20 protein-coding genes and 1 tRNA gene are annotated in these 21,265 nt (G+C 35.7%); 8 read left to right on the forward strand and 13 right to left on the reverse strand.

What is annotated here, in order from left to right; translation table 11 throughout:
• Positions 1–357: 357 nt before the first annotated feature.
• Positions 358–684 (reverse strand): hypothetical protein, encoded by a 327-nt coding sequence (locus M2265_RS02105; RefSeq protein ID WP_021191415.1) that lies wholly within the window; start codon positions 682–684, stop codon positions 358–360.
• Positions 685–860: 176 nt separating this feature from the next.
• On the opposite strand from M2265_RS02105, the gene M2265_RS02110 reads away from it, so the two are divergent.
• A complete protein-coding gene (locus tag M2265_RS02110) occupies positions 861–3,980 on the forward strand; it encodes a heavy metal translocating P-type ATPase (protein ID WP_132768186.1) in 3,120 nt (1,039 codons plus the stop codon).
• A gap of 83 nt (positions 3,981–4,063) precedes the next feature.
• Positions 4,064–4,375, forward strand: a complete 312-nt coding sequence (locus M2265_RS02115) for a hypothetical protein (RefSeq protein ID WP_132768184.1) — start codon at positions 4,064–4,066, stop codon at positions 4,373–4,375.
• Between the two features lie 152 nt (positions 4,376–4,527).
• Here M2265_RS02115 and M2265_RS02120 read toward each other — a convergent pair whose 3' ends face one another.
• Complete coding sequence (locus tag M2265_RS02120) at positions 4,528–5,886, reverse strand: hypothetical protein (RefSeq protein WP_132768182.1); 1,359 nt, start codon at positions 5,884–5,886, stop codon at positions 4,528–4,530.
• Positions 5,887–6,055: 169 nt separating this feature from the next.
• Here M2265_RS02120 and M2265_RS02125 point away from each other — a divergent pair, with 169 nt between their 5' ends.
• Both M2265_RS02125 and M2265_RS02130 read left to right on the forward strand, forming a co-directional pair.
• The gene (locus M2265_RS02125; RefSeq protein ID WP_132768180.1) at positions 6,056–6,346 is read left to right on the forward strand and encodes a DUF1049 domain-containing protein; all 291 of its coding nucleotides are present in this window, start codon (positions 6,056–6,058) and stop codon (positions 6,344–6,346) included.
• Positions 6,347–6,486: 140 nt separating this feature from the next.
• Positions 6,487–6,559, forward strand: a tRNA-Lys gene (locus M2265_RS02130).
• 204 nt (positions 6,560–6,763) lie between these two features.
• Here M2265_RS02130 and M2265_RS02135 read toward each other — a convergent pair.
• The 3 genes from M2265_RS02135 to M2265_RS02145 all read right to left on the reverse strand — a co-directional run bounded on the left by M2265_RS02135 (position 6,764) and on the right by M2265_RS02145 (position 9,149).
• Positions 6,764–7,822 (reverse strand): ankyrin repeat domain-containing protein, encoded by a 1,059-nt coding sequence (locus M2265_RS02135; protein WP_132768178.1) that lies wholly within the window; start codon positions 7,820–7,822, stop codon positions 6,764–6,766.
• Between the two features lie 232 nt (positions 7,823–8,054).
• Positions 8,055–8,576: a hypothetical protein gene (locus tag M2265_RS02140; protein WP_132768176.1), complete on the reverse strand. Its 522-nt coding sequence runs from the start codon at positions 8,574–8,576 to the stop codon at positions 8,055–8,057.
• 120 nt (positions 8,577–8,696) lie between these two features.
• Positions 8,697–9,149, reverse strand: a complete 453-nt coding sequence (locus M2265_RS02145) for a hypothetical protein (protein ID WP_132768174.1) — start codon at positions 9,147–9,149, stop codon at positions 8,697–8,699.
• A gap of 419 nt (positions 9,150–9,568) precedes the next feature.
• Here M2265_RS02145 and M2265_RS02150 point away from each other — a divergent pair, with 419 nt between their 5' ends.
• A complete protein-coding gene (locus M2265_RS02150; RefSeq protein ID WP_132768172.1) occupies positions 9,569–10,066 on the forward strand; it encodes a hypothetical protein in 498 nt (165 codons plus the stop codon).
• Between the two features lie 233 nt (positions 10,067–10,299).
• Here the strand turns inward: M2265_RS02150 and mgtA are convergent, their stop codons facing one another.
• From mgtA to M2265_RS02185, 7 genes are all read right to left on the reverse strand, one after another.
• Complete coding sequence (gene mgtA, locus M2265_RS02155) at positions 10,300–13,011, reverse strand: magnesium-translocating P-type ATPase (protein WP_132768170.1); 2,712 nt, start codon at positions 13,009–13,011, stop codon at positions 10,300–10,302.
• 131 nt (positions 13,012–13,142) lie between these two features.
• Complete coding sequence (locus tag M2265_RS02160) at positions 13,143–13,844, reverse strand: MgtC/SapB family protein (RefSeq protein WP_132768168.1); 702 nt, start codon at positions 13,842–13,844, stop codon at positions 13,143–13,145.
• Between the two features lie 741 nt (positions 13,845–14,585).
• Positions 14,586–14,981, reverse strand: coding sequence for a hypothetical protein (locus M2265_RS02165; RefSeq protein ID WP_132768166.1), 396 nt, complete (start codon positions 14,979–14,981; stop codon positions 14,586–14,588).
• Between the two features lie 243 nt (positions 14,982–15,224).
• Positions 15,225–15,653 (reverse strand): putative quinol monooxygenase, encoded by a 429-nt coding sequence (locus M2265_RS02170; RefSeq protein WP_132768164.1) that lies wholly within the window; start codon positions 15,651–15,653, stop codon positions 15,225–15,227.
• The gene (locus M2265_RS02175; protein WP_021190626.1) at positions 15,650–16,069 is read right to left on the reverse strand and encodes a cupin domain-containing protein; all 420 of its coding nucleotides are present in this window, start codon (positions 16,067–16,069) and stop codon (positions 15,650–15,652) included. The genes M2265_RS02170 and M2265_RS02175 overlap by 4 nt, the downstream gene beginning before the upstream one ends.
• Before the next feature lie 321 nt (positions 16,070–16,390).
• Entirely contained in the window at positions 16,391–16,837 is a 447-nt protein-coding gene (locus tag M2265_RS02180) for a GNAT family N-acetyltransferase (protein WP_132768162.1), read from the reverse strand.
• Positions 16,838–16,894: 57 nt separating this feature from the next.
• Positions 16,895–17,332 carry a GNAT family N-acetyltransferase gene (locus M2265_RS02185; RefSeq protein ID WP_021190628.1) on the reverse strand — a complete coding sequence of 146 codons (438 nt, stop codon included), beginning with the start codon at positions 17,330–17,332 and terminating at the stop codon, positions 16,895–16,897.
• A 184-nt stretch (positions 17,333–17,516) separates the two neighbouring features.
• On the opposite strand from M2265_RS02185, the gene M2265_RS02190 reads away from it, so the two are divergent.
• Together M2265_RS02190 and M2265_RS02195 are read left to right on the forward strand one after the other, a co-directional pair.
• On the forward strand, positions 17,517–18,317 hold the full coding sequence (locus M2265_RS02190; protein ID WP_132768160.1) for a helix-turn-helix domain-containing protein: 801 nt from the start codon (positions 17,517–17,519) through the stop codon (positions 18,315–18,317).
• Positions 18,318–18,503: 186 nt separating this feature from the next.
• Positions 18,504–18,905 carry a RidA family protein gene (locus M2265_RS02195; RefSeq protein WP_165905831.1) on the forward strand — a complete coding sequence of 134 codons (402 nt, stop codon included), beginning with the start codon at positions 18,504–18,506 and terminating at the stop codon, positions 18,903–18,905.
• Positions 18,906–19,190: 285 nt separating this feature from the next.
• Here M2265_RS02195 and M2265_RS02200 read toward each other — a convergent pair whose 3' ends face one another.
• Positions 19,191–20,084 (reverse strand): hypothetical protein, encoded by an 894-nt coding sequence (locus M2265_RS02200; protein ID WP_132768157.1) that lies wholly within the window; start codon positions 20,082–20,084, stop codon positions 19,191–19,193.
• Positions 20,085–20,588: 504 nt separating this feature from the next.
• On the opposite strand from M2265_RS02200, the gene M2265_RS02205 reads away from it, so the two are divergent.
• A complete protein-coding gene (locus M2265_RS02205; RefSeq protein ID WP_132768155.1) occupies positions 20,589–21,212 on the forward strand; it encodes a zinc-ribbon domain-containing protein in 624 nt (207 codons plus the stop codon).
• Positions 21,213–21,265: the final 53 nt, after the last annotated feature.

Genomic DNA, 21,265 nt, shown 5'->3' on the forward strand with positions numbered 1-21,265 from the left:
CTAAAAAAAAGATCAAGTTATCTACGGCAAGAACTTTTCTCCGCAAATTCGAGTTTTATTTGACTGCCCTTCGGGTCTGCTTCGCCCCTTCCTCGGGTAGTTTATACTAATTCTGTACTATGCCTATACTCCGCCTCTACTGTCTATGTAGAGGAAAGGTAGACAAACAGTATACAAACAGTAGAGGCACAATAGACAATTCCCGAAGCCTTTCCGAAGAAAGGGCGAATAAGTTACGAACCATTACCTAACGATATTGGAAGAAATTTCGCATTCTATTACCCTTAATAAATGGTGGCTGCAGTGCAATAATTTACGGTTAAAAACCGAATTAGCATTGACTGTCATGTCATACCGCTATATCAGATTAAACACAAGTAATATAGAAGCAGCAAACAGAACAAATAAGCCTGTTAAGAAGATGATATCGGCAATATTTTCCAGTCTTTTAACTTCCCTTAGATCACCTCTTTTCATCGCAATAAAGGAAATAATACAGCTGGACATAAATATGAAAATAGCAATAGCGGCACATTCATCAATTAAACTTCCCTCTGTGAGTTTCATCGTTTTTATTGTCGTTAAGACCAGAAAACAAATTCCCAGTAAATTGGCTGAAGTATTTAAAATATGAGAAGTCCGCCCCGAGCTGTCTCTTTTATCTCTGTTATGATTTGAATCCATGGTCTATTTTCATTTACAAACAAAGTAATAATTTCTTTGTTCTTTTACTGATAGCTAAATATCCATTTAAAGGATATTTCTTGCTTAATTAAAATCTTATAATTTAAACCTCAAATGTTACAGCATTAATTTTTGTCTAAAGAGGGATATTTGTATAGGTTAATTTAAAGCAGATTATGAATCAAAAATATCAAATATCCGGCATGACTTGCAATGGATGTCGCACAAATGTCGAAGATAAGCTAAATGAGATACCAGGTGTAAAAGCTACTGTTACGTTAGATCCACCGGAAGTCATTATTGATAGTGAAGATCGTGTTGATGTAAATGAATGCAATAAAGCACTTTCAGAAATTGGTGATTACCACATTGTGCAAAACAATAGTCATCACAACGGAAAGAACTCAGTCTATCATAAAGCAGATGATCAATCGAAAAAAAGTGCAGTAGCTGTTTCAGGCAAATACATTTGCCCCATGTTCTGTGAGGGTCAGGATAAAACGTACAATTTACCGGGCTCCTGTCCTGTCTGTGGTATGCATTTAGTACCCGCAGAATCATTATCGGAAAATAAATATACACAGGATGAAAGTGCAAACGCCTCTTGCTGTTCATCAAAAAATAACGGAGAACAGATAAACCAAACGGTGGACAAGTCATCAGGTAAATACATCTGTCCTATGTTCTGTGAAGGTCATGATAAAACGTACGATCAAGAAGGTTCCTGCCCCATATGTGGTATGCATTTAGTACCTGTTGAGTCATTATCGGAAAATAAACACACACAGGATGAAAGTGCGAACGCCTCTTGCTGTTCATCAAAAAATAAAGACGAACAGACAGTCCAAACTGCAGGCGCACCATCAGGTAAATATATCTGTCCTATGTTTTGTGAAGGTCATGATAAAACTTACGACCAAAAAGGTTCCTGCCCTGTTTGTGGTATGTTTCTCGTTCCAGTTGAATCTTTAGCTGATAAAGCAGATAAGCATCACCATGATACTAAATCCACAGGCTTTTCTTCGCATGAAAAAGTGGGCACTCCAAAGGTCACGGCCAGTTCAGCGGGTAAATATTATTGTCCTATGATGTGTGAGGGCGAGAAACTGTATGATAAACCAGGATCCTGTCCAGTCTGTGGTATGAACTTAGAGAAAATGCCAGAAAAGAAAGCAGCTTTAACTTACAGCTGTCCGATGCATCCAGAAGTTCAAAGTGACAAACCGGGTTCTTGTCCCATCTGTGGTATGGATTTAGTAGCAAATGCCAACACAGAGGAAGATGATCACACATATCAAACACTGAAAAAGAAATTTTGGGTAGCACTGTTATTCACCGTTCCCTTATTTATATTATCAATGGGTGAAATGATTCCTGGCAACCCGATCGGGCAAGTCATCACACCAAAGATGTCAGGCTGGATCCAGTTATTTTTAACCATTCCAGTTGTTTTTTATGCCACTTGGATGTTTTTTGAGCGTGCTTGGACCTCTTTCAAAACTTGGAACTTAAATATGTTCAGCTTAATAGGTCTAGGTGCCGGAGCAGGATTTTTATACAGCGTAGTGGCTTTATTCTTTCCATCCCTATTTCCGGATGCATTATTAGGTCATCATGGTCAGGTTGCACTATATTTTGAGTCTGTTGCCGTTATCTTAACGCTGGTACTATTGGGACAACTAATGGAAGCGAAAGCACATTCAAGAACGAATTCAGCTATTAAAGAACTTATAAAACTTTCTCCTGCAGAAGCTAATCTAGTTGAAAATGGAGTGGAAAAGAAAATTTCGGTCGCAGACATCCAGTTAGAACAAATTTTACGCGTTAAACCAGGAGAAAAGATTCCTGTAGACGGAGAAATAACTTCTGGACATAGCTCGATTGACGAATCCATGCTAACGGGGGAACCGGTTCCTGTCGATAAAAATGAAGGTGATAAAGTGAGTGCTGGAACGATTAACGGTAATCAGTCATTCTTAATGAAAGCCAACCGTGTCGGTGATGATACACTATTGGCACAAATTATTGAAATGGTCAATAGTGCAAGCCGAAGTAAAGCACCAATACAGAAGTTAACCGATCGTGTATCCCGCATATTCGTTCCTATAGTAATTGCCATCGCTATTTTAACATTTGTCGTCTGGATGATCTATGGAGTAGAATCTAAACTGGCCTTTGCCTTAGCCAATGCTTTGGCGGTTCTTATCGTAGCCTGTCCATGTGCTCTGGGGCTTGCAACACCGATGTCGGTCATGGTCGGAATCGGTAAAGGTGCAAAAAATGGTATCTTGATAAAGAATGCGGAAGCGCTCGAAAAGCTAGATAAAGTGAATGTACTGGTGACAGATAAAACCGGAACCATAACCGAAGGAAGGCCGAGTTTGGAAGAGGTATTCAGTACATCAGACAGTACGGTTGATGAATTGTTGATCTTGGCAGCTTCAGTGAATGCCAATAGCTCCCACCCTTTAGCCGAAGCGGTAGTGAAGAAAGCAAAGGAGTCAAAACTAACATTAAAAGAGACAGATCGTTTTGATACCATAAACGGTAAAGGTGTTATTGGTTATATTGCCAATGATAAAGTGCTTCTTGGAAATGAATCGTTGTTATTGGACGATGGTATTGCGATCAGCGAAAGCGTTAAAGAACAAGTTGCTGTAGAACAGGAAAAAGGCCGTACAGTATCTTACTTAGCTAAAGGAACAACACTGTTAGGTTATCTCGTTATTGCTGATAAAATAAAAGATACGGCAAAACAGGCTATCCATTACCTGATGGATCATGGTGTTGATGTGATTATGTTAACCGGTGACAATGCCAAAACAGCTAAAGCTGTAGCGGATGAACTGGGTATTAAACACTTTAAAGCACAAGCGCTACCAGAAGATAAGTTGATGGAGATTAAAAAGCTGCAACAGGAAAATAAAGTAGTCGCAATGACTGGTGACGGTATCAATGATGCTCCAGCATTAGCACAGGCAGATATAGGTATTGCAATGGGTACAGGTACTGATGTGGCTATCGAGAGTGCTGAAGTAACCTTATTGAAAGGCGACTTAATGGGTGTTGCCAAAGCTAAAATACTGAGTCATAAATTAGTGCGCAATATTAAACAGAACCTACTCTTTGCCTTCCTTTATAATGTTTTAGGCATTCCGATTGCAGCAGGTATTTTATACCCTACTTTTGGTATCTTGTTATCGCCAATGCTTGCTGCCGCAGCAATGAGCCTAAGCTCAGTATCCGTTATCCTCAATTCATTACGATTGAATGCGGTCAATATCGATGCGAAATAAATTTTAATAAAACATATAGCTGTCCATCACAGCTGAAAAAATAGCCTCTTAAAAAAGAGGCTATTTTTCTAAATTAAATGATCATGTACAAAGAACCTCATAGTAACTATAAAAAAGTATTGGCCTATCTGTTAGCTACGCTACTGATCTTCGCTTTACTGAGTTGGCTTTCTTACCACAATGGTATGGCCTATGATGGTTTAACTACAGTAGGATTTCCGTTAACGTACTACAGTGAAGGTGCAGGACAAAGTCTGCTTACAGGTCAAATGCAGCATTTCAGTAATTATTCGTTAATGGCGTTTGCAATAGATCTGGCTTTCTCCTTGCTTACTTACGCAGCTGTTCGCTTCCTATTTAAGAAATTAAAAAAGATCATAAATAGTAGCATTTAAGTTCTATCGGATCCTTTTTGGTACATTATGGAGAGGTTCAAAATTTTCGGATAAATTTCTGTTGATACTATAGTCTCTGCTTTAATCTCCATTCAGAATTTCAATTTTTTTAATCAGATAAGAGCATTACCATCGTCAAATTTTGACAAAAACTAATTATACAGAGCTATTAGTGTACCACATGAAGTCCATATGCTACATAAAAGTCCAAATATTAGGCAGTATAACAAGATATCCATTTCCTTCCGTAATTTGATCCAAAATACAACAACAAACATAAGCGGGCACACAACTATAGAAATAAATAAAAATGATGCTAATATCACAAAAATATCTTCATTGAAATCCATGAGCAAAATCCTTATTCCAATGTAGGATAGCCAGACAAATATTGGCGATATAAGACATATTAACCATTTCCAAACTAATTTTAGTTCAAGTTCTTGAGGAAATGTATTACGGTAATTCTTGATTAAAAATCGGATCATGAAAATGATAATCAAAATCATAATACTGATCTGAACATATGTATTTCGGATAGTATCTGCTCTGGTATTAATATGAGTCTTAGCAACCAATTTACCATGATCAAACTGCTTGACACTTGTCCGTTCTCCATTTACAAATGTTTGTACGACGACGTTATCGCTATCGCCGGAAGTAAAAGTCCAAGTTGAGTCTTCTACCCCCATTTTGTAAAATCCTTCAATGATTAATTTATCATTTACTTTTCTACTAAATTTACCATCGAGGCGACCCCCATTAAATCTTAAAAAATCCTCACCCTCCGCTGTATTAATAATCAGAGTAGTTATTTTTCCGTAAGGAATTACAGTGGTGCTATCTGCTAGCCTAGCTACAACATTTTTATCTAGATCTTCAAGTGAATGATTCTTGTTATAATCATCGTTTCTAATGGGCCGATTAATATACCAATGATTGACCTTAACCACAAGTAGAGAATCCTTCGGATAAAATTCAAATTCATCATATAAATTTAAATCGGGAACTGTAGCTGATTTTAAGAGGACATATTGTGGCTGATCAAAAGATTGGATATACCTTTGCTGACTAGTTGCGCAGAAAGCGAAAATTGTAATACCTGCGACAATCAAAGTACTTAATCTTGCTATTAAGGAATCAGCAATCAACACGATAGAATCGTTTTTTATGTAAAACCAACCTACAAACAGCATCGGCAACGCAATAAGATCGCTTAGGTCGACCGTTCGTTGGATGTTAAATAAGATATTCAGCAGTTCTATAAGTCCTGAGGCAAGTTCACTTTTCCAAAAGACAAACAATATTCCGGTAAAGATAAAGATCCATAATTTATGAAGGGGAAAGATCGTTGACCAAAAAATAGGAAAAATAAATAACCCACAGAAATCAGAAAGTTTTCCCGTAAACGCATTGTGGAAAGTTGCTTTCATATAAAAATCATTGGCAATCAATAGTACGAGGCAGAAGATAAAAAGCGGTGACAATAACTTTTTTAGACGGTCATACATGCTTATAGAAGTTTATTTATATATTAATACAAGTTAATTAATTTAGTAACCGTGTGCAATATTCATTCTAGTCTTCAGATCGTTATCAAAGCGAATAATAGATCCTGCACCTTTAAGAATATAAAGTATCAATGACAATGATTATTTTTGGTAAATAAAAACGCGAAAAATGAATTTCAAAACGATCATACTTTTAATTTTAGTCGTCATAATTACGATTTTTTTTATGCAGAACACTGCTCCGGTAGAATTTTGGTTTTTTGGTAAGCACATCTTCGCATTATCCTCAATTATAGCAATCACTCTTTTTATCGGAATCATCATTGGGGCTATTTTGTTGAGACCTAAGAAAAGAAAGACAGAAGTGATTCAAGTAAATCCAGCTAATCCATCAGAAATTGAACAATCTTCAGTTCCAAATTCAACTTTAAGTAATGAAGATCGGGATTATATTTCTTAAATTTAAAAAATTAATTCCCTATAAATGAAAGGACAAGAAAGGACTTTGTAATTAAATAGTCGTTTTATTTGCACTGTATGCTAGTTTTTTCTACCTTTGCATCACTCCAAACAACGAAGGAAACTTCAAAAAAAGAGTAAGATTCCGTAGCTCAGCTGGTAGAGCAATACACTTTTAATGTATGGGTCCTGGGTTCGAATCCCAGCGGGATCACAGAGGTAAAGCTAATCGCAAGATTGGCTTTTCTTGTTTAAAAATATTAGGATTCGATCCGCTAGAGGCTCAAGGATGTTCACGGGAACTGCGGAGTTGAGCCAATCCGAACGGCATCACAAAAGAAAAGCTAATCTTTTGATTAGCTTTTCTTATTTTAATAGAATGAAATGTCGTGAGAAACGTCGACTGTAGTGATTTAATTTATCTCTTGTAATTTGGCTTATTAAGCAAAATTGGTGTCGGATTTAGACGTACCCAGTTCGTTGCAAGTTCACATAGGCAATTAAGATCATCAGCAAATCCAGTATTACGAATATCTTTGATATAAGTCTTTGCCTCTTCAAGTTCAGTAGCAGGTAAAGCATGCTCAGAAGTTAAGTGCAGGTAAAATGCATCCAACATTTTTTTAAAATCAATGTTCCAGTTTCCACCCCCATTACGGTATATTTCATCACGTACTTTCCCTGCAATTCGCACAACCTCCCCTTGCACTGTGTCAGCGCTTCCCTTTGATGGCACTAAAAACTCCCACAATTCTTCAAATTGTTTCTCCCAGGTTGTTCCATTTGCAATTATTGGTGATACACCATCATGCATAATACGTTTCTTGACAGGTGCAACTTGATATATCTCATAGAGTTTGCTTAACGCCTGGTCTGTCTCTTGTAAATAGTCTTTATTAAAATTCTTCCGATGAAATTCAAAACCTTCTCCTATTCGAGTAATTTCATCCTTCATTTTTTGAGTGATTTCGGATTCACTTTGCAGTAATATTCGCGATATTTCCACCAAATGTACAATGTCAATATTGTTTGCACTACTTAAAGCTCGCTCGAGGGGCGTTTGTTTATATGAATTTAGCGCTTTGGTATCTGCACCGTAGGCTACAAGTTGTTTGACAGATGAAGCATTAAAACTACTTCCAGCCGCAAAATGTAGCGGTGTGTCCCCATAGCTATCCACTGCCTTGACATTCGCGCCCAATTCTAAGAAGACGGCTAACTTGCCACTTCGCATCATCGCATGTTGATGCAGTGCCGTACGTCCATAACTATCGACAGCTTCGATGTCTGCTCCGCTTTGCACCAACCAGCGAACAAGTTCATCCGGAACATTAAAAAAACTAAGAGCTGTTGCTTTTCCATAACCACCTCTTGCATCGAATTCACACGTATCAAATACTTTTTTAAGATTGTCTATATTATTTTCAGTAATTAATTCACTGAAATTTTTCGGAAGCGTTTTTTTCTTTTTTGCCATTATTTATCGGTTTCGGATTCAATAAAAATTATTGCCAATGTTTTGGACCCTTACGAAATTCGGTATTACAATTTCTCTAATCCAAATTTAACACAAAATTTTAATTGTGTTACTCCCATTCCTTTGATTCGCCGTCAAAGTCGCGTATTTTACTGTTAGCAGCATTACATAATTATAAATGTCGCTCCTACTTTTTTGATCTGTCATGCGATCGCAAATTGAAGCCCTATTTCTAAACTTCCGTCTCTGTGGAACCAAAAAAGGAATATACGAGAAGGGAAGCCGCTCTTTTTGCTTTACTGTCTACAGGAACAATTTTTAGACTCAATTCCATATTTTTTAATATACCATCCGTTCCCCAAGTGATATCTTTACCAGAGCCATTTGAAATTGTACCGTCTTCTTTAATGACGAGTGAAACTTTTCCGTCACTGGACAGTAACTCATTACCTTTTAAATGGACCAATAGCTCTCCTGTGTCGGACTTCAATTCTCCTGCTGCCGTAATAGTACCGATAAACTCTTTACCCACATAGCACTTTCCATCCTTGTCCATACTTAATACAGCTTCTGCAGAACCGCCATCGCTATCCAGAATCTGAAATGCCTCTAAAATCATGACCGGTTTATTTTCTTGTTTTTGTTCGACTTGAACGGTAACGACTGAATCTGCATATGGATACTTTGCAAGGTTATTTTGGCCTGTCCAAGATAATAAGTAGAGAAACGTTCCGCTTAACAATAGTGTTCCCATGACGAATAATTTAAAATTAATAAGTTAGTATTCTTAGTTTATTGTAGTGTTCACGTCGTGAACTTTATATTCATTTGGCCTGATCCCGTTTTACTCGATCTATCCAGGGGTACAGTTTTTTCAATCTAATTCCACTTTTAAGATTGATTTGATCTTTTGCTTCTCAAAAGTAAGCTCATAAAAGAACTTCTTCCCCTCATTCAGGCTTTGAAAAAAATCTTCGGAAGATTGCATCGATTCCGTATAATATCTAAAATCATCAGACAGTTCCTGACTTTGTTCTATTGCAGAGATACAATCCAAGTCATAGATGAATTTTTCACGTTCATTCTTACCATCGGCATCACTAATAGATGCAATGCCAGTATGAACAGTAGCACAATTAAACAGCAATACCCTCCTATTTTTCTCATTTTTCAACCGAATGTTCGTGGCAAATAAAACACGGTCTATTCCGACCGTCTTTTCACAGTCGCAATTGTGGTCCTTTGCATTATGAGTAGCCTCTATTTTAGCACCATGACTACAAGAGAAAAGGACATATACTGTCATCAAAAGCATTATTGGTTTCATGCTATCCTTTTAAATAATTATTAAGGTATATCAACTGAAAATTCTGATTATGCATGCTTAATGCATTAAATGTACAATACTACTTTCTATTATTTAAGTCATGATGTAAAAACAAACTTCTAAAATGAACTTAGTCGAATATTTGTGTATTTACAAAAGACGATCGTATAATAAATAGTTTATTTGCTGTTTACTGATCAAATCATTGCCAAAGCTATGCCAAATAATTAAGAAATTGTAGGTATTGTCAATTCTATCAATCACAGTAGGTTAAAAAACGGTGAAATGTCAGAAATCCTATCAGCTGCAATCAAGAGATTGATCCATCCCTATCGTGATCATAAATCAACGAATATATTTATTTAAAAAATTACCACAAGCAGGATAATTCAGTGTCTTTATCTATTATAATCTTGAATATGAAGTTAATTACACCAATTTTAATCCTAGTTGCAACTTTTTGCTTAATAGCAAGCTGTAAAAAAAACCGTAATTGTGATAATATTTTAAACCAAGCACCTCATCGACGCATTGGCCTTACCTTCACAGATAAGGAAAGTGGTTCCAACCTTATCTTGACAGATGCTTTTGGCGAAAAGAATAAAAGTGTCAGTGTTGGAGAAACTGGCACACCATTCTATGACTGGCGTATCATTAAAGGTTCAGAAAATTCACCAATGAATGGATTTATGGAGATTATATTCTTCAACGATACCCCTGGAGACCATAGTTTTAAGATCCAGATTCAAGGAAAAGAAACGATCATCCTCTCATACACCATTTTAAAGGAAAAAAGTAAAGATTCCTGTCGCCTTTTTTCTTATCCTATAACAGGACTTAAAATTTTAAATTATGGTTGGGATATATATAAGCAGAATGGAAGTATAGTACCACTTGTTTTAGTTGTAAAAATGTGATCGTTTTAAAAAGATCTTCTATTTATTTTTTACGATAAATGCTAAAGCGAAACAATTGAAGTGGAAATGAGGAATAATATCGCTTCTTTAAAACGCTAAGACGTATGTATACAACGTCTTAGCGACTAACATTTCAAATGATCCCTGAGTCCGATAAAGCCCTATAGATAGGAAGCAATACAACATTGATAAACAAATTCTTAAACGGATTAAGCCATTTGACTATTGCGTTATCATAGCCATTGATTGAATTTTTTGATATACCATGTTTTAACAAACTGTGTCAGTGTGCAGTAAGAAGCTAGTATGGCTATAAGCCAAGGAAAATAACTCAGTGGCAATTGTTGCATATATAATGCACCTGCAAAAGGTGAAAACGGAATTAATACTCCGATAACCATAATCAGTGAAGTTAACGCCACTACAGGCGCAGTAGCCCAACTTTGGATAAATGGAATTTTTCGCGTGCGAATCATGTGAACAATCAATGTCTGTGAAAGTAGTCCTTCAATAAACCAGCCGCTCTGAAATAGACTTTGGTGTTCTGGACTATTCGCTTTAAAAACAAAGAACATAACTGCAAATAGCGCATAATCGAAGATGGAGCTAATTGGGCCAATATAAAGCATAAATCTTTTAATGCCAGAAGCATCCCATTTTTTAGGTTTCTCAATGAAATCTTCATCCATTCTATCCCATGGAATAGATACCTGTGATACATCATATAGTAAATTTTGCACTAATATTTGCACCGGTAGCATCGGTAGAAATGGCAGAAAAGCACTGGCGCCCAACATGCTGAACATATTTCCGAAATTGCTACTCGCAGTCATTTTGATATATTTGATGATGTTTCCAAAAGTTCTCCTCCCATAAATTACTCCTTTTCTCAAAACCATCAAGTCTTTTTCGAGCAAAATTATATCAGCACTTTCTTTAGCAATATCCACCGCTGTATCGACACTGATCCCTACATCGGCATCTCTAAGTGCGGCTGCGTCATTAATACCATCACCCATAAAACCAACTGTATGACCTTTTTCTTTAAGTATTTTAACAACCCGAGATTTTTGAACCGGACTTAATTTTGCCAGAATAGAAACCTCTCCAATCTGTTCCTTTAATTCCATATCAGTCATTTTTTCAACTTCAGCCCCCAAAAGTACCTGATCAAAAGGAATACCTACATCTTGGCATATCTTCTTTGTGACAATCTCGTTATCACCTGTCAATACTTTAATATTCACACCTAACTTCTGTAAAGCTTCAATTGCTGCTTTAGCGGAAGGTTTAGCAGGATCAAGAAAACCGATAAATCCAGTGAGCGTCATATTTTGCTCATCTTCTAAAGAATAATTCAGTGCTCTGTCATCAAATTCACGTATAGCAACCAGTAAAACCCGCAGCCCTGCTTCATTTAGTTTATTTGAAGTTCTTAAAATCATCTTCCGCATCGCTTCATCCATAGGCATTACCTGATCTGATTGAATATGTAGCTGTTTATCATCTCCCGGATCAAAGGCGTGACTGCACAAATTAAGCATTTCTTCTACCGCTCCCTTACAGATGAGCAGATGTTTACCATTTCGTTGTTTTAACACAACAGACATTCTACGTCTTTGGAAATCAAAAGGAATTTCATCGACTTTTAAAAAATGCTCTTCCACTTTCAGGTAGTCATGTAATTCGACATGTTCGAGAACAGCAACATCGAGCAGGTTTTTAAGGCCTGTTTGATGAAAACTATTCAGATAAGCCCATTTGAGTACCTCTTCATCTTCCTGTCCGAAAATATTCAAGTGTCTTTCCAAAACGATTTTGTCCATAGTCAGCGTACCCGTTTTATCTGTACACAGTACATCCATTGCTCCAATATTCTGGATGGCATTGAGCCTTTTGATAATCACTTTGTGCTTACTCATATTCACTGCCCCTTTTGCAAGATTTGCAGTTACGATCATGGGTAGCATTTCCGGGGTCAGACCTACGGCAACGGCAATTGCAAAAAGCAGTGCATCCCACCAGTTTCCTTTAACGAATCCATTGATCATGAAGATTAAGGGCACCATGACAACCATAAAACTGATCAAAAGGTAGCTCACTTTATTAACCCCGATATCAAAATTTGTTTCGGCACGTTTACCCACAATAACTTTACTGAGTGAGCCAAAATAAGTTTGATTTCCTGTATTGACGACAACTGCTGTCGCATAACCACTTACCACATTGGTTCCCATAAAGCAGATGTTATCCAGCTCTACCAGTGGTTTCTCTTCAGCGTCCCGAACAGCCAAACTTCTCTTTTCTACGGGCAAAGACTCTCCTGTCAGCATAGATTGACTTACAAAGAGATCTTTAGATTTTACGATACGGCAGTCTGCTGGAATCATATCTCCCGCAGAAAGCAAAATGACATCCCCAGGCACTAATTTCTTAATATCAAGCTCTTCCTTTTCAGTCATATTCCTTACAACTGTCGCGGTAGTTTTTACCATGCTTTTAAGTTGCTCAGCGGCCCGATTACTCCTGTATTCTTGAAAGAACCTGAGTAGAGAGCTTACCATCACCATAATACCGACCATTACAACCGTTTTATAATCGGTCTCCCCGGGACTGGCCAACCATACATCCAATATAAAGGAGATCGTGGCAATAATAAGAAGTATGCCAATAAAGGGGTTGATAAATGCCTGAAATAGTTGCTTTATCCATGTAGGCGCTTGTTCATGGTGCAACTCGTTAAAGCCAAATCTACTTAACCTCTCTTTGGCTTGTATAGAAGATAAACCGCCGATATGGCTTTCCAGCATGGCGAAATAAAAATCCTGATCCGATCTTGAAACATTTTGCAGCTTGGTCGCAGCAGCCTCATCACTACCTTTTGACATAATTTTTCTTCTGTCAGTAATCGTTTTATCTTTTAAGCGCTCTTTTACGTTAATCATGGTATTAAATAGATATTATTAGTTATACAATTGGAAATGAAGCGATATCACACCAATCATTATCAGATATTTTAAATTATTATTAGTTTTTGGATATTGGTCCTTGGGTTATTAATCTATGTACGATGGGGCTAAAGATCATTCTCCATACCAGCTTTATTCCAGCTCACTTCAGAAACTTCATGTTCAATCGTTAATCGTCCCGCAATCCGCTCCATAATCGCATCTTCATTGCTATTTGCCAGTATTTCAGCCATTATTATTGCTCTGCTTGCGTCTCCATCATCAGTACTTTTTAGCGATCTTAACAACAGTTTTTCATCACTTCCAGTGAACTGAAGTAATAATACTCTCAAATGATTCTCCACATCTTGTCTGCATTTTATAATTAAGAGATACGCGACTGGATTATCAGCACTATTTACAGGTATACGGCTTAACTTTGTACCTAAAGGACGCATCACCACGTGCGTAATGATCAGAAAGACGGTAAAGATGGTGGCTTCAGAAAGAAAACCCAATCCGCAGGATGCTCCTATGGAAGCTGAGCACCACAGGGTAGCTGCTGTATTTAGTCCCCTTACGTTCACACCGTCTTTCATTATTACTCCTGCACCAAGAAATCCGATGCCACTTACGACGTAAGATATTACTCTACCAGAAGCATCTCCGCCAACTTTCACCCCAAGTGAAACGAACATGCAGGCGCCAAGACATACCAACATATTGGTTCTTAGTCCGGCCATCCGCTGTCTCCATTGACGTTCAGTGCCGATCGCTGCACCAAGTGCAAATGCGATAGATAATCTTAAAATAAATTCAAATAGTGTCATTGGCCCTCCTATTTTTAGTGTGTGTGAGGCTATACCTAACCGTATACAACAGTGAGGATGATAATCTTAAAAAGAGGTACCTGAAAGGGTAATTTTGCTTGTCACAGATGCGATCCACTATAGCGACCACCATCATTGGTCTTATAACTGAAGCTACTGAGCAGTCATACACGACAAGATCGTGTGTATATTTTTTAAACAGTTTTGAAAAATGAAACATAACGTTGTTTTAGGCCTGCAATCGGCATAAAACAAGGTTATGATGATTCGCGGGCAATTAAATAATTATCTCTTGTGTCTTTGAATGGAGGCCTGAGTCCATATTGTTTTTGTTTAAATGTGTTGCAAATATAAAATGCATACCGCTAACACGCCATTAGAGGATCAACAGAAATTTATTAGAAATTTATTAGAATTTGGAGAGAAGATAAATGTGAAATTTCACTGATCAGCGTAGGACCACTATGTACAACAGGGGTTATCGAGTCACGATTTAGTACAACGATTATTGAGCAGGAGATAAAATTTCCGTTCTAGGTTTAAAATCTTTTATAGTCAGGCCTATGATAGGGAGTCATCGCATTAGGAATATCTACTTCAATAATACCTATTACTCATGAAGTGAAAACAAGATGGTGAATAGCTTAGATTTAAATTTGACAAGCTTTTTTAAGTTCCCAAAAATAGAAATTACTCATCCATCTTGTAAATTTTTGCAAATGGGCTAAATGCACAAAGGTATTACTTCCGGGAAAATACTTGTTTATCCCAGATTGATATTTTCTGTATACCGGTAAACTTAGTCCGGTATATCAGTTTATTGTTTTCTATCGTAATTTCACTGTAAGGTGCATGGTGATCCTTATCCTCGGGCATGACCAATGTGTCTTTCTTGATATATGCCTTGTAGACATCGCCATGCTCTCGACTTTGGTATTTACAGGTCCAGTCGATGATCGTTGCAAATCGGTCATTATCAAAAGTTATCTGCAGGCATCTGGTTGTTTTTCTGTCAATCCATGTTCCACCATATTGTTTTTGGAGCTGTGTTATCGTGACAGATTTTTGGCTATAGCCGTTTGATGGGTATAAAAACCAAATGATTAGAAAAAGAAAGATCTTGTTAAAGGCTAGCATAACGTTAAATATAAGAATTTCCGTTTAAACCTTTAGAAAGTAGGATGACAGAACCTGAATGCGGCGCCGACATCGATCTAAAAGTATCATGATCACCGCTGTCATGTTCCGATTATATTGCTTTACACTAATCGCGCAGAACTAAGTTCATTAAGTATTAAGCTATCAATTCAAATCTTCAGCTATCTTAAAGTTTGATCATAAAAACACAAAGTTGATGTCATTCCACAGTTTGCTGCTCCTCTATTTTTTGAATATATCAGACATTGTTTCCTTGTCTAATACAGCCATGTCAAGTAGTTTCAATGATTTTACCATGGTAAGCGTAGTTGTTTTATACTTTTGAAAATGTGGAGTTTTCAGATGTTGCTGGTAAGCCTCATCGTTGGCGTAAATTTCCAAAATACGGATCTGTGATCGATCAGCTTTAATGTACATCGGAAGAATGGCTACTACACCTGGTTCTAATTTTACAGAGGCAGCTGCTTCTTCTTTTAAAATAGCACAGTATGCATCAAAATCTTTCGGATACACTTCAATTTCTGAAATTCGTACCAATTGTTTATTGCTATTAATCGTAGTATCCTGAACTGAGCTTTGTGCAAATATGATTTGACTACTTATTAGCATCACCAGGATTGTCAAAAATGGTAATTTGAATATATTTTTCATCTTTGTATTTGTTTGTTGGCAATAGCATATTCTTCCTCTGAAACAGCCTGTAACCAGGTCACATTTTCTTCATCTTTATAATTGGTGATCGCAATGTGGATCATGCCACTTACTGCAGATGCGCCATGCCAATGCTCCACATCTTCAGGAATATTGATGATATCCCCTTTTTTAATCAACTGGGCGACTTGACCTCTTTCTTGATAAATACCTGTACCATCGGTGATAATCAATACTTGACCTCTTGGATGTGTATGCCAGTTTGTCCTTGCTCCAGATTCAAAAGTAACATTGCCGAGGGCAAAATCATTATTTTCATCTTTTTCTTGCAACAGATTTAGAAATGCATTTCCTGTAAAATATCCATTGGTTATTTGATTTCCCTTTTCAAATATTTCATTTATTATTTGTTCCATATCCTTCTATTTATTGGTGTTACGTGAAAATTGCTTTCGGTCGTCATGACTACAGGTATAACCTTCTATGATAGTTATTGTTTTTAACTCAGGTCTTTGACAATCTATTTATTTACACCCAGTACAAAAATCCTAATTTAATAGAAAATATATGGTATATAAATCACGGAATCTCTTACCAATTTTACTGATTTATCATTACACTGATCGGTGTTATATAAATTTAAACTAGCTCTTTGACACCTAAAATAGATAAACTATCAATTTAATTAAACGAAATCAATAAATTTAAAATCAATATATTAATCATGTGTCATATTGTTAATCAGAATTTAAGGTTTTCCAAGCTTGAAATGTCATTTCGAATTTGATCTCACCTTTTCCATGCATACCCACCTCCTTCCAACCCGCAGTTTTGTAAAATATTGAAGCTCTTGTACCGGGTGCAGTTCCCAGCCAAACAGTTTGCTTTGTTTTATTGAAATACCAATTCAGCATAACATCGTGCAGTTGTTTTCCAATGCCCTGTTTTTCATAGTCTGGATGTACAAACAATGCCCAAATATTATAGTCAACTAGATCAACAATTGAAAAGCCAACGATCCTCTGGTCAATTTCACATATCCAGCCTTTCCCTCTTCTTATTAAAAAATCTTCACAGTCCTCATCACTTACCAGATTAGGATCTGAAAGCATATTTTCCTTGACGGCATTTCTCACAACTTGTATCTGCGGGATATCTCCGACTCTTGCTACTCTAAATTTCATTTTAATTTTTAATGATTGGTTATTATTGCATTTTCTAGGAATTGTGTTCACGTTAGCTTATTTGTATATCGTAAATTTATTATGAGACAGGTTAAATCCAAGATTTTCATATATGGCAATATTCTCAATTCGCTTTTTGTTTGTGGTTACTTCAATACTTTTTAGGTTATTTTGATCAGCAATCTCCATAATTTCATCAATCAATTTTCGCCCTATTCCTTTGTTTCTGAAATTCTGTGTTACGTAGAATTCTTGAATTTCGCCGACCAGTCCACTATGATGTAACAGATACTGCGTATGGAAAGTTATAAATCCCATTTTCCCATCTAAATTTTCAGCAATCAAATAATAATAATTTGGGTTTTTAATATTGTTATTGAATATCTCTTCAATAATTTCTTTATCTAAGATTTCATTTTCAAGTGCACACAAGCAATCGTAAACAAAGTCAAAATCTGTGCTTTCGATTCTTCTAATAGATGTAGATAATTCCATAAATTTTTATTGCAAAAAGTATAATTCAATTTATTTGATTAAAAATGATAATTATAAACGAAAACTCCTAAATAAACTGAAACATAAGACTCTATAGAAGCTTTGAAAAGATGCTGGATCATAAGAAAAGGATTTCCGTATTCTTCATCATTTTTTGTATTTTTAAGTTTTAAAAGAAAAACAAATGCATTATCAAGAGTTCCTTCCAGAAACCTCTTTACAAGACTACATCCGATATTTTTGGGTATTGGAAGACGACACAGATAATTTTAGCGTTAAGTCATTTAAGATCATCCCAGATGGCATACCTACATTGATCTTTCAAGAAAAGCCAAACCTCTTTTTTGATATGGATGCTCAGGCAGCACCGCAGTTGTATATACAAGGGCAGTCAACTAAGTTCACAGAGCATCGCGTTATGGGTAATTTTAGGATTATTGGAGTTTATTTACAGCCAACAGCTTTAAAAACTATTTTTAATGTAGATGCTTTCGAATTTAATGATCAAAAAGTTCCGCTAGAAGATATTATAACAGAACCAATTCTTCAACAACTTATTAATGCAGTCTCTTTAAAGCAAAAGATTAAAATTATCTCCAACTTTTTATTAAAACACATAAGCAAAGTAGAGCGCAATACTGAGAAAGCTACAATCGCATCCTTATTTCTTCAAAACGGAAAAACGCTTAAAGAAACTCAAATAGAAATGAATTTGTCGGAACGCTCGCTCGAGCGATTAATAAAACAATATGTGGGTATGCCTCCAAAAATGTTTTCAAGAATTATGCGTTTTCAATCTGGTTTAAACATCTTACGACAAGCTGATTTTAACAGTCTTACAGAAATCGCATATCAAAACGAGTATTTTGATCAATCTCATTATATTAGAGAGTTCAAAGGATTTACTGGGACCAACCCTGAAAGATTCATGCTTAATGCAAACGAAAAGTTGCTGAATTTCCCTCTATGGGATGCTTCCAAATGATCAAATCCATCCTCTAAATGCTTTCTTTACCAATCTGAATCATTTTTATGTAGAACTGTCGGTTTTATCCAATTCTACAATAAATATCACCTATACTTTTGTACTCGAAATAGCTAAGATCTTCCATAACATAGATTTGCATCACTATTTCACAAAATTTATAGTTTTTATTTTAAAAAAATGAGTATGAAAAACACGCAAAAAGTAACGAGGTTAAACCCTAAAAATGTTCCGGCACCTGTCGGGAACTATTCACATGTTACAATCATTCCTAAAAATTCCAATCTATATACTTTTTCTGGTCAGATAGGTATTGATAATAATGGATCCATTCCATCTTCTATAAATGAACAGGTGGCATATACATTTCTAAATATAGGCCAGCTTCTAGATAGTCAAAATTTAGCTTCTGATGACGTTATAAAAGTCAACATCTGGGCTACGGAAGAGATTGACTGGAACTTTCTAAATGCAAAATGGGAAGAATTATTCGGGAAAGTCTATCCCTCGATGACCATTGCTTATGTAAAGGGACTAGGACTTGAGGAACTTAAAATTGAAATTGAAATCTGGGCTGCTCAACAATAACAATTCGAAGCTGAGGTTATTCTTACTACTTAAATTAAAGAACTTCTGCTATTTTTTAAGCTGGAGGTTCTTTAATTTATTTAAGAGTCCCACAAATCTGTTGATTGCGATAAGAATACCACAGAAAGTCTGTTTTATAGTCCAATGAGCGATCCATATTTTCAAAACCAGATATTTGCCAGTGTAATTTAACAAGATTTCGATTGACATACGTTGGATTCGATCGTTTAAGAGTAAATATTGAAACTCTCGCTGAAAATAACCATTCTGTTTTTAAGGAAATTTCTACTTATAATATATTTTTCTGATCAGCTTCTCTTTGATTTCAGGTTCGCAATTGTAATCAATATTTTCGAGGAGTTTTGGTTCTTCTGTTTTAACTAGACTTTTTTTGTTATCCACTTTTTTACTTGTTGCGACTTTCTTCTTTGCTGGACAATAGGTTTGTTTAATGCGTTCTATCCAATTGCCATTTTTATCATACTGATACAAATACTCATATTCGCCACCAATTTCAAAATATTCTCCTTTTTGGACATAATCCCATTCTTTACGTTTTTCGTATATAAGCAGATCTTTGTCATTATACTTATACTGATAATTTGATAAACGGTTTGCTTGATCATACGAGCTTATTTGTCTATCATTTTTAGAAATTTCCAGAATGACTTTTTTACGGAGGAAAGTGTTGTTCTCATGCAGTACTTCTTTAATTTTCTGACCTTTTTCATTATAGCTATAATAAAAATCGAGAAAATTACTTGAACATGAACGACTAACTTGTTTATGGGCCACTAGATTTAAACTGTCCGTATATTGATACTGAATGACGCAGGTGTCATTTTTAAATTCGTCGATTTCAAGTGTTTTTTCTAATCGGTTCTTGCTGTCATAGAAATTTTGATTCGTGTGATATAATGCACCTATTTTATTGTAGTATTTTTCCGCTGTAATATTGTTATTGTCATCATAAAACTCAACAAAACTATTTCGTAAACTTTCTTTAATCTCTTTCTTATAATTTACTGGGATCGGCCCTCCCATCAAAGAAAGATTTCTTTCGGACATATAATCATTAGTAACAATGAAGTCTATTTTCGTATGTTCTTGAGTTTGTCCCAAACACAAGGTCTGGAACAACAAAACAACTACAACCAGTAATACGTTTATACTTTTCATAAGCCTAAATAAATCATTGATAACGATGTCTATATACAATAAGTATTGATGTAATTTACTGTAAAATTGCACTTTCCATTTTTTTCTTTCGCATCCATATTCTTACAGCGCATATATTTTGCCAAAGTATACTACCTGATCCGTATATACAAGTAGACTTTGCTTCGTAAAACGCAATTTTCGAACTAGCTTCTATTTACTAAAATACTGTTATTAAATCTGTTTAAGGAAATAAACTGACTTATTACACGAATTGTAAAACATGTTTCGCGAATTGTAAATCTACTGCTTGGTTTTGATTATTAAATGTATTTTTATTACTGCTAACAGCAACGATGCACTTTAGATCGCTACTCTAAAACTTATTACTAGTATAACTGCCCAAATGCAGAAAATATCAATAATGCACTAGCGGACTATACAATAAAAACTAAAAGTCGTACGGGACTGTTAAAATAACTAAAGAATAGAATCCGGAAAAATAAAACCTAATAAAATCAGGCTATGATAATATTTGGAACAAGAGCAAAGATCTTAAATTCAAAAGAAATGCTGTCTTACGACTGTGAGAATTGCAATAGCAAAGGGACTGTTACTTTTTTATTTTTAGCCCGCTATTTTCATATTTTTTGGATTCCTATTTTTCCAACTTCAAAAAAAGGAATGAGCCAATGCAGTCATTGCAAACAAATTCTATATGCAAATGAAATGAGTCCAAAAATGAAGCAAGACTATTTCATGGCATCTGCCAAAGCAAAGAGACCAATTACACATTATTTTGGATTATTTGTTATAGGATTGTTATGTTGCATGATCATCTTTACTATTTATCAAAATTCGGTTAATGAAACTGAATATTTAGCAAATCCAAAAGTTGATGATCTATACAAAATAGAAAAAAATGATACTTATACGCTGTATAAGGTTTATGAAGTAAAAGGCGATACTTTGATTTTTAAAACACATAGTATGTCAACGAAAAAGTATTCTGGACTTTCCGACTTGTTAAAGAAATATAAAAATGATTATGCAGACGCAACGATAAAATTTACTAAAGATCAAATAAAGTCAATGCAACATGATACAAATAGTAAATTTGGTAAGATTTATAGTATCAAGAGGGATTAACTAACGGCTAAAAAATTATCGTTTACTCACGATCGATCTCTAAGTATAACTAA

Source organism: Sphingobacterium kitahiroshimense (genome assembly GCF_025961315.1).
Lineage (GTDB): Bacteria > Bacteroidota > Bacteroidia > Sphingobacteriales > Sphingobacteriaceae > Sphingobacterium > Sphingobacterium anhuiense.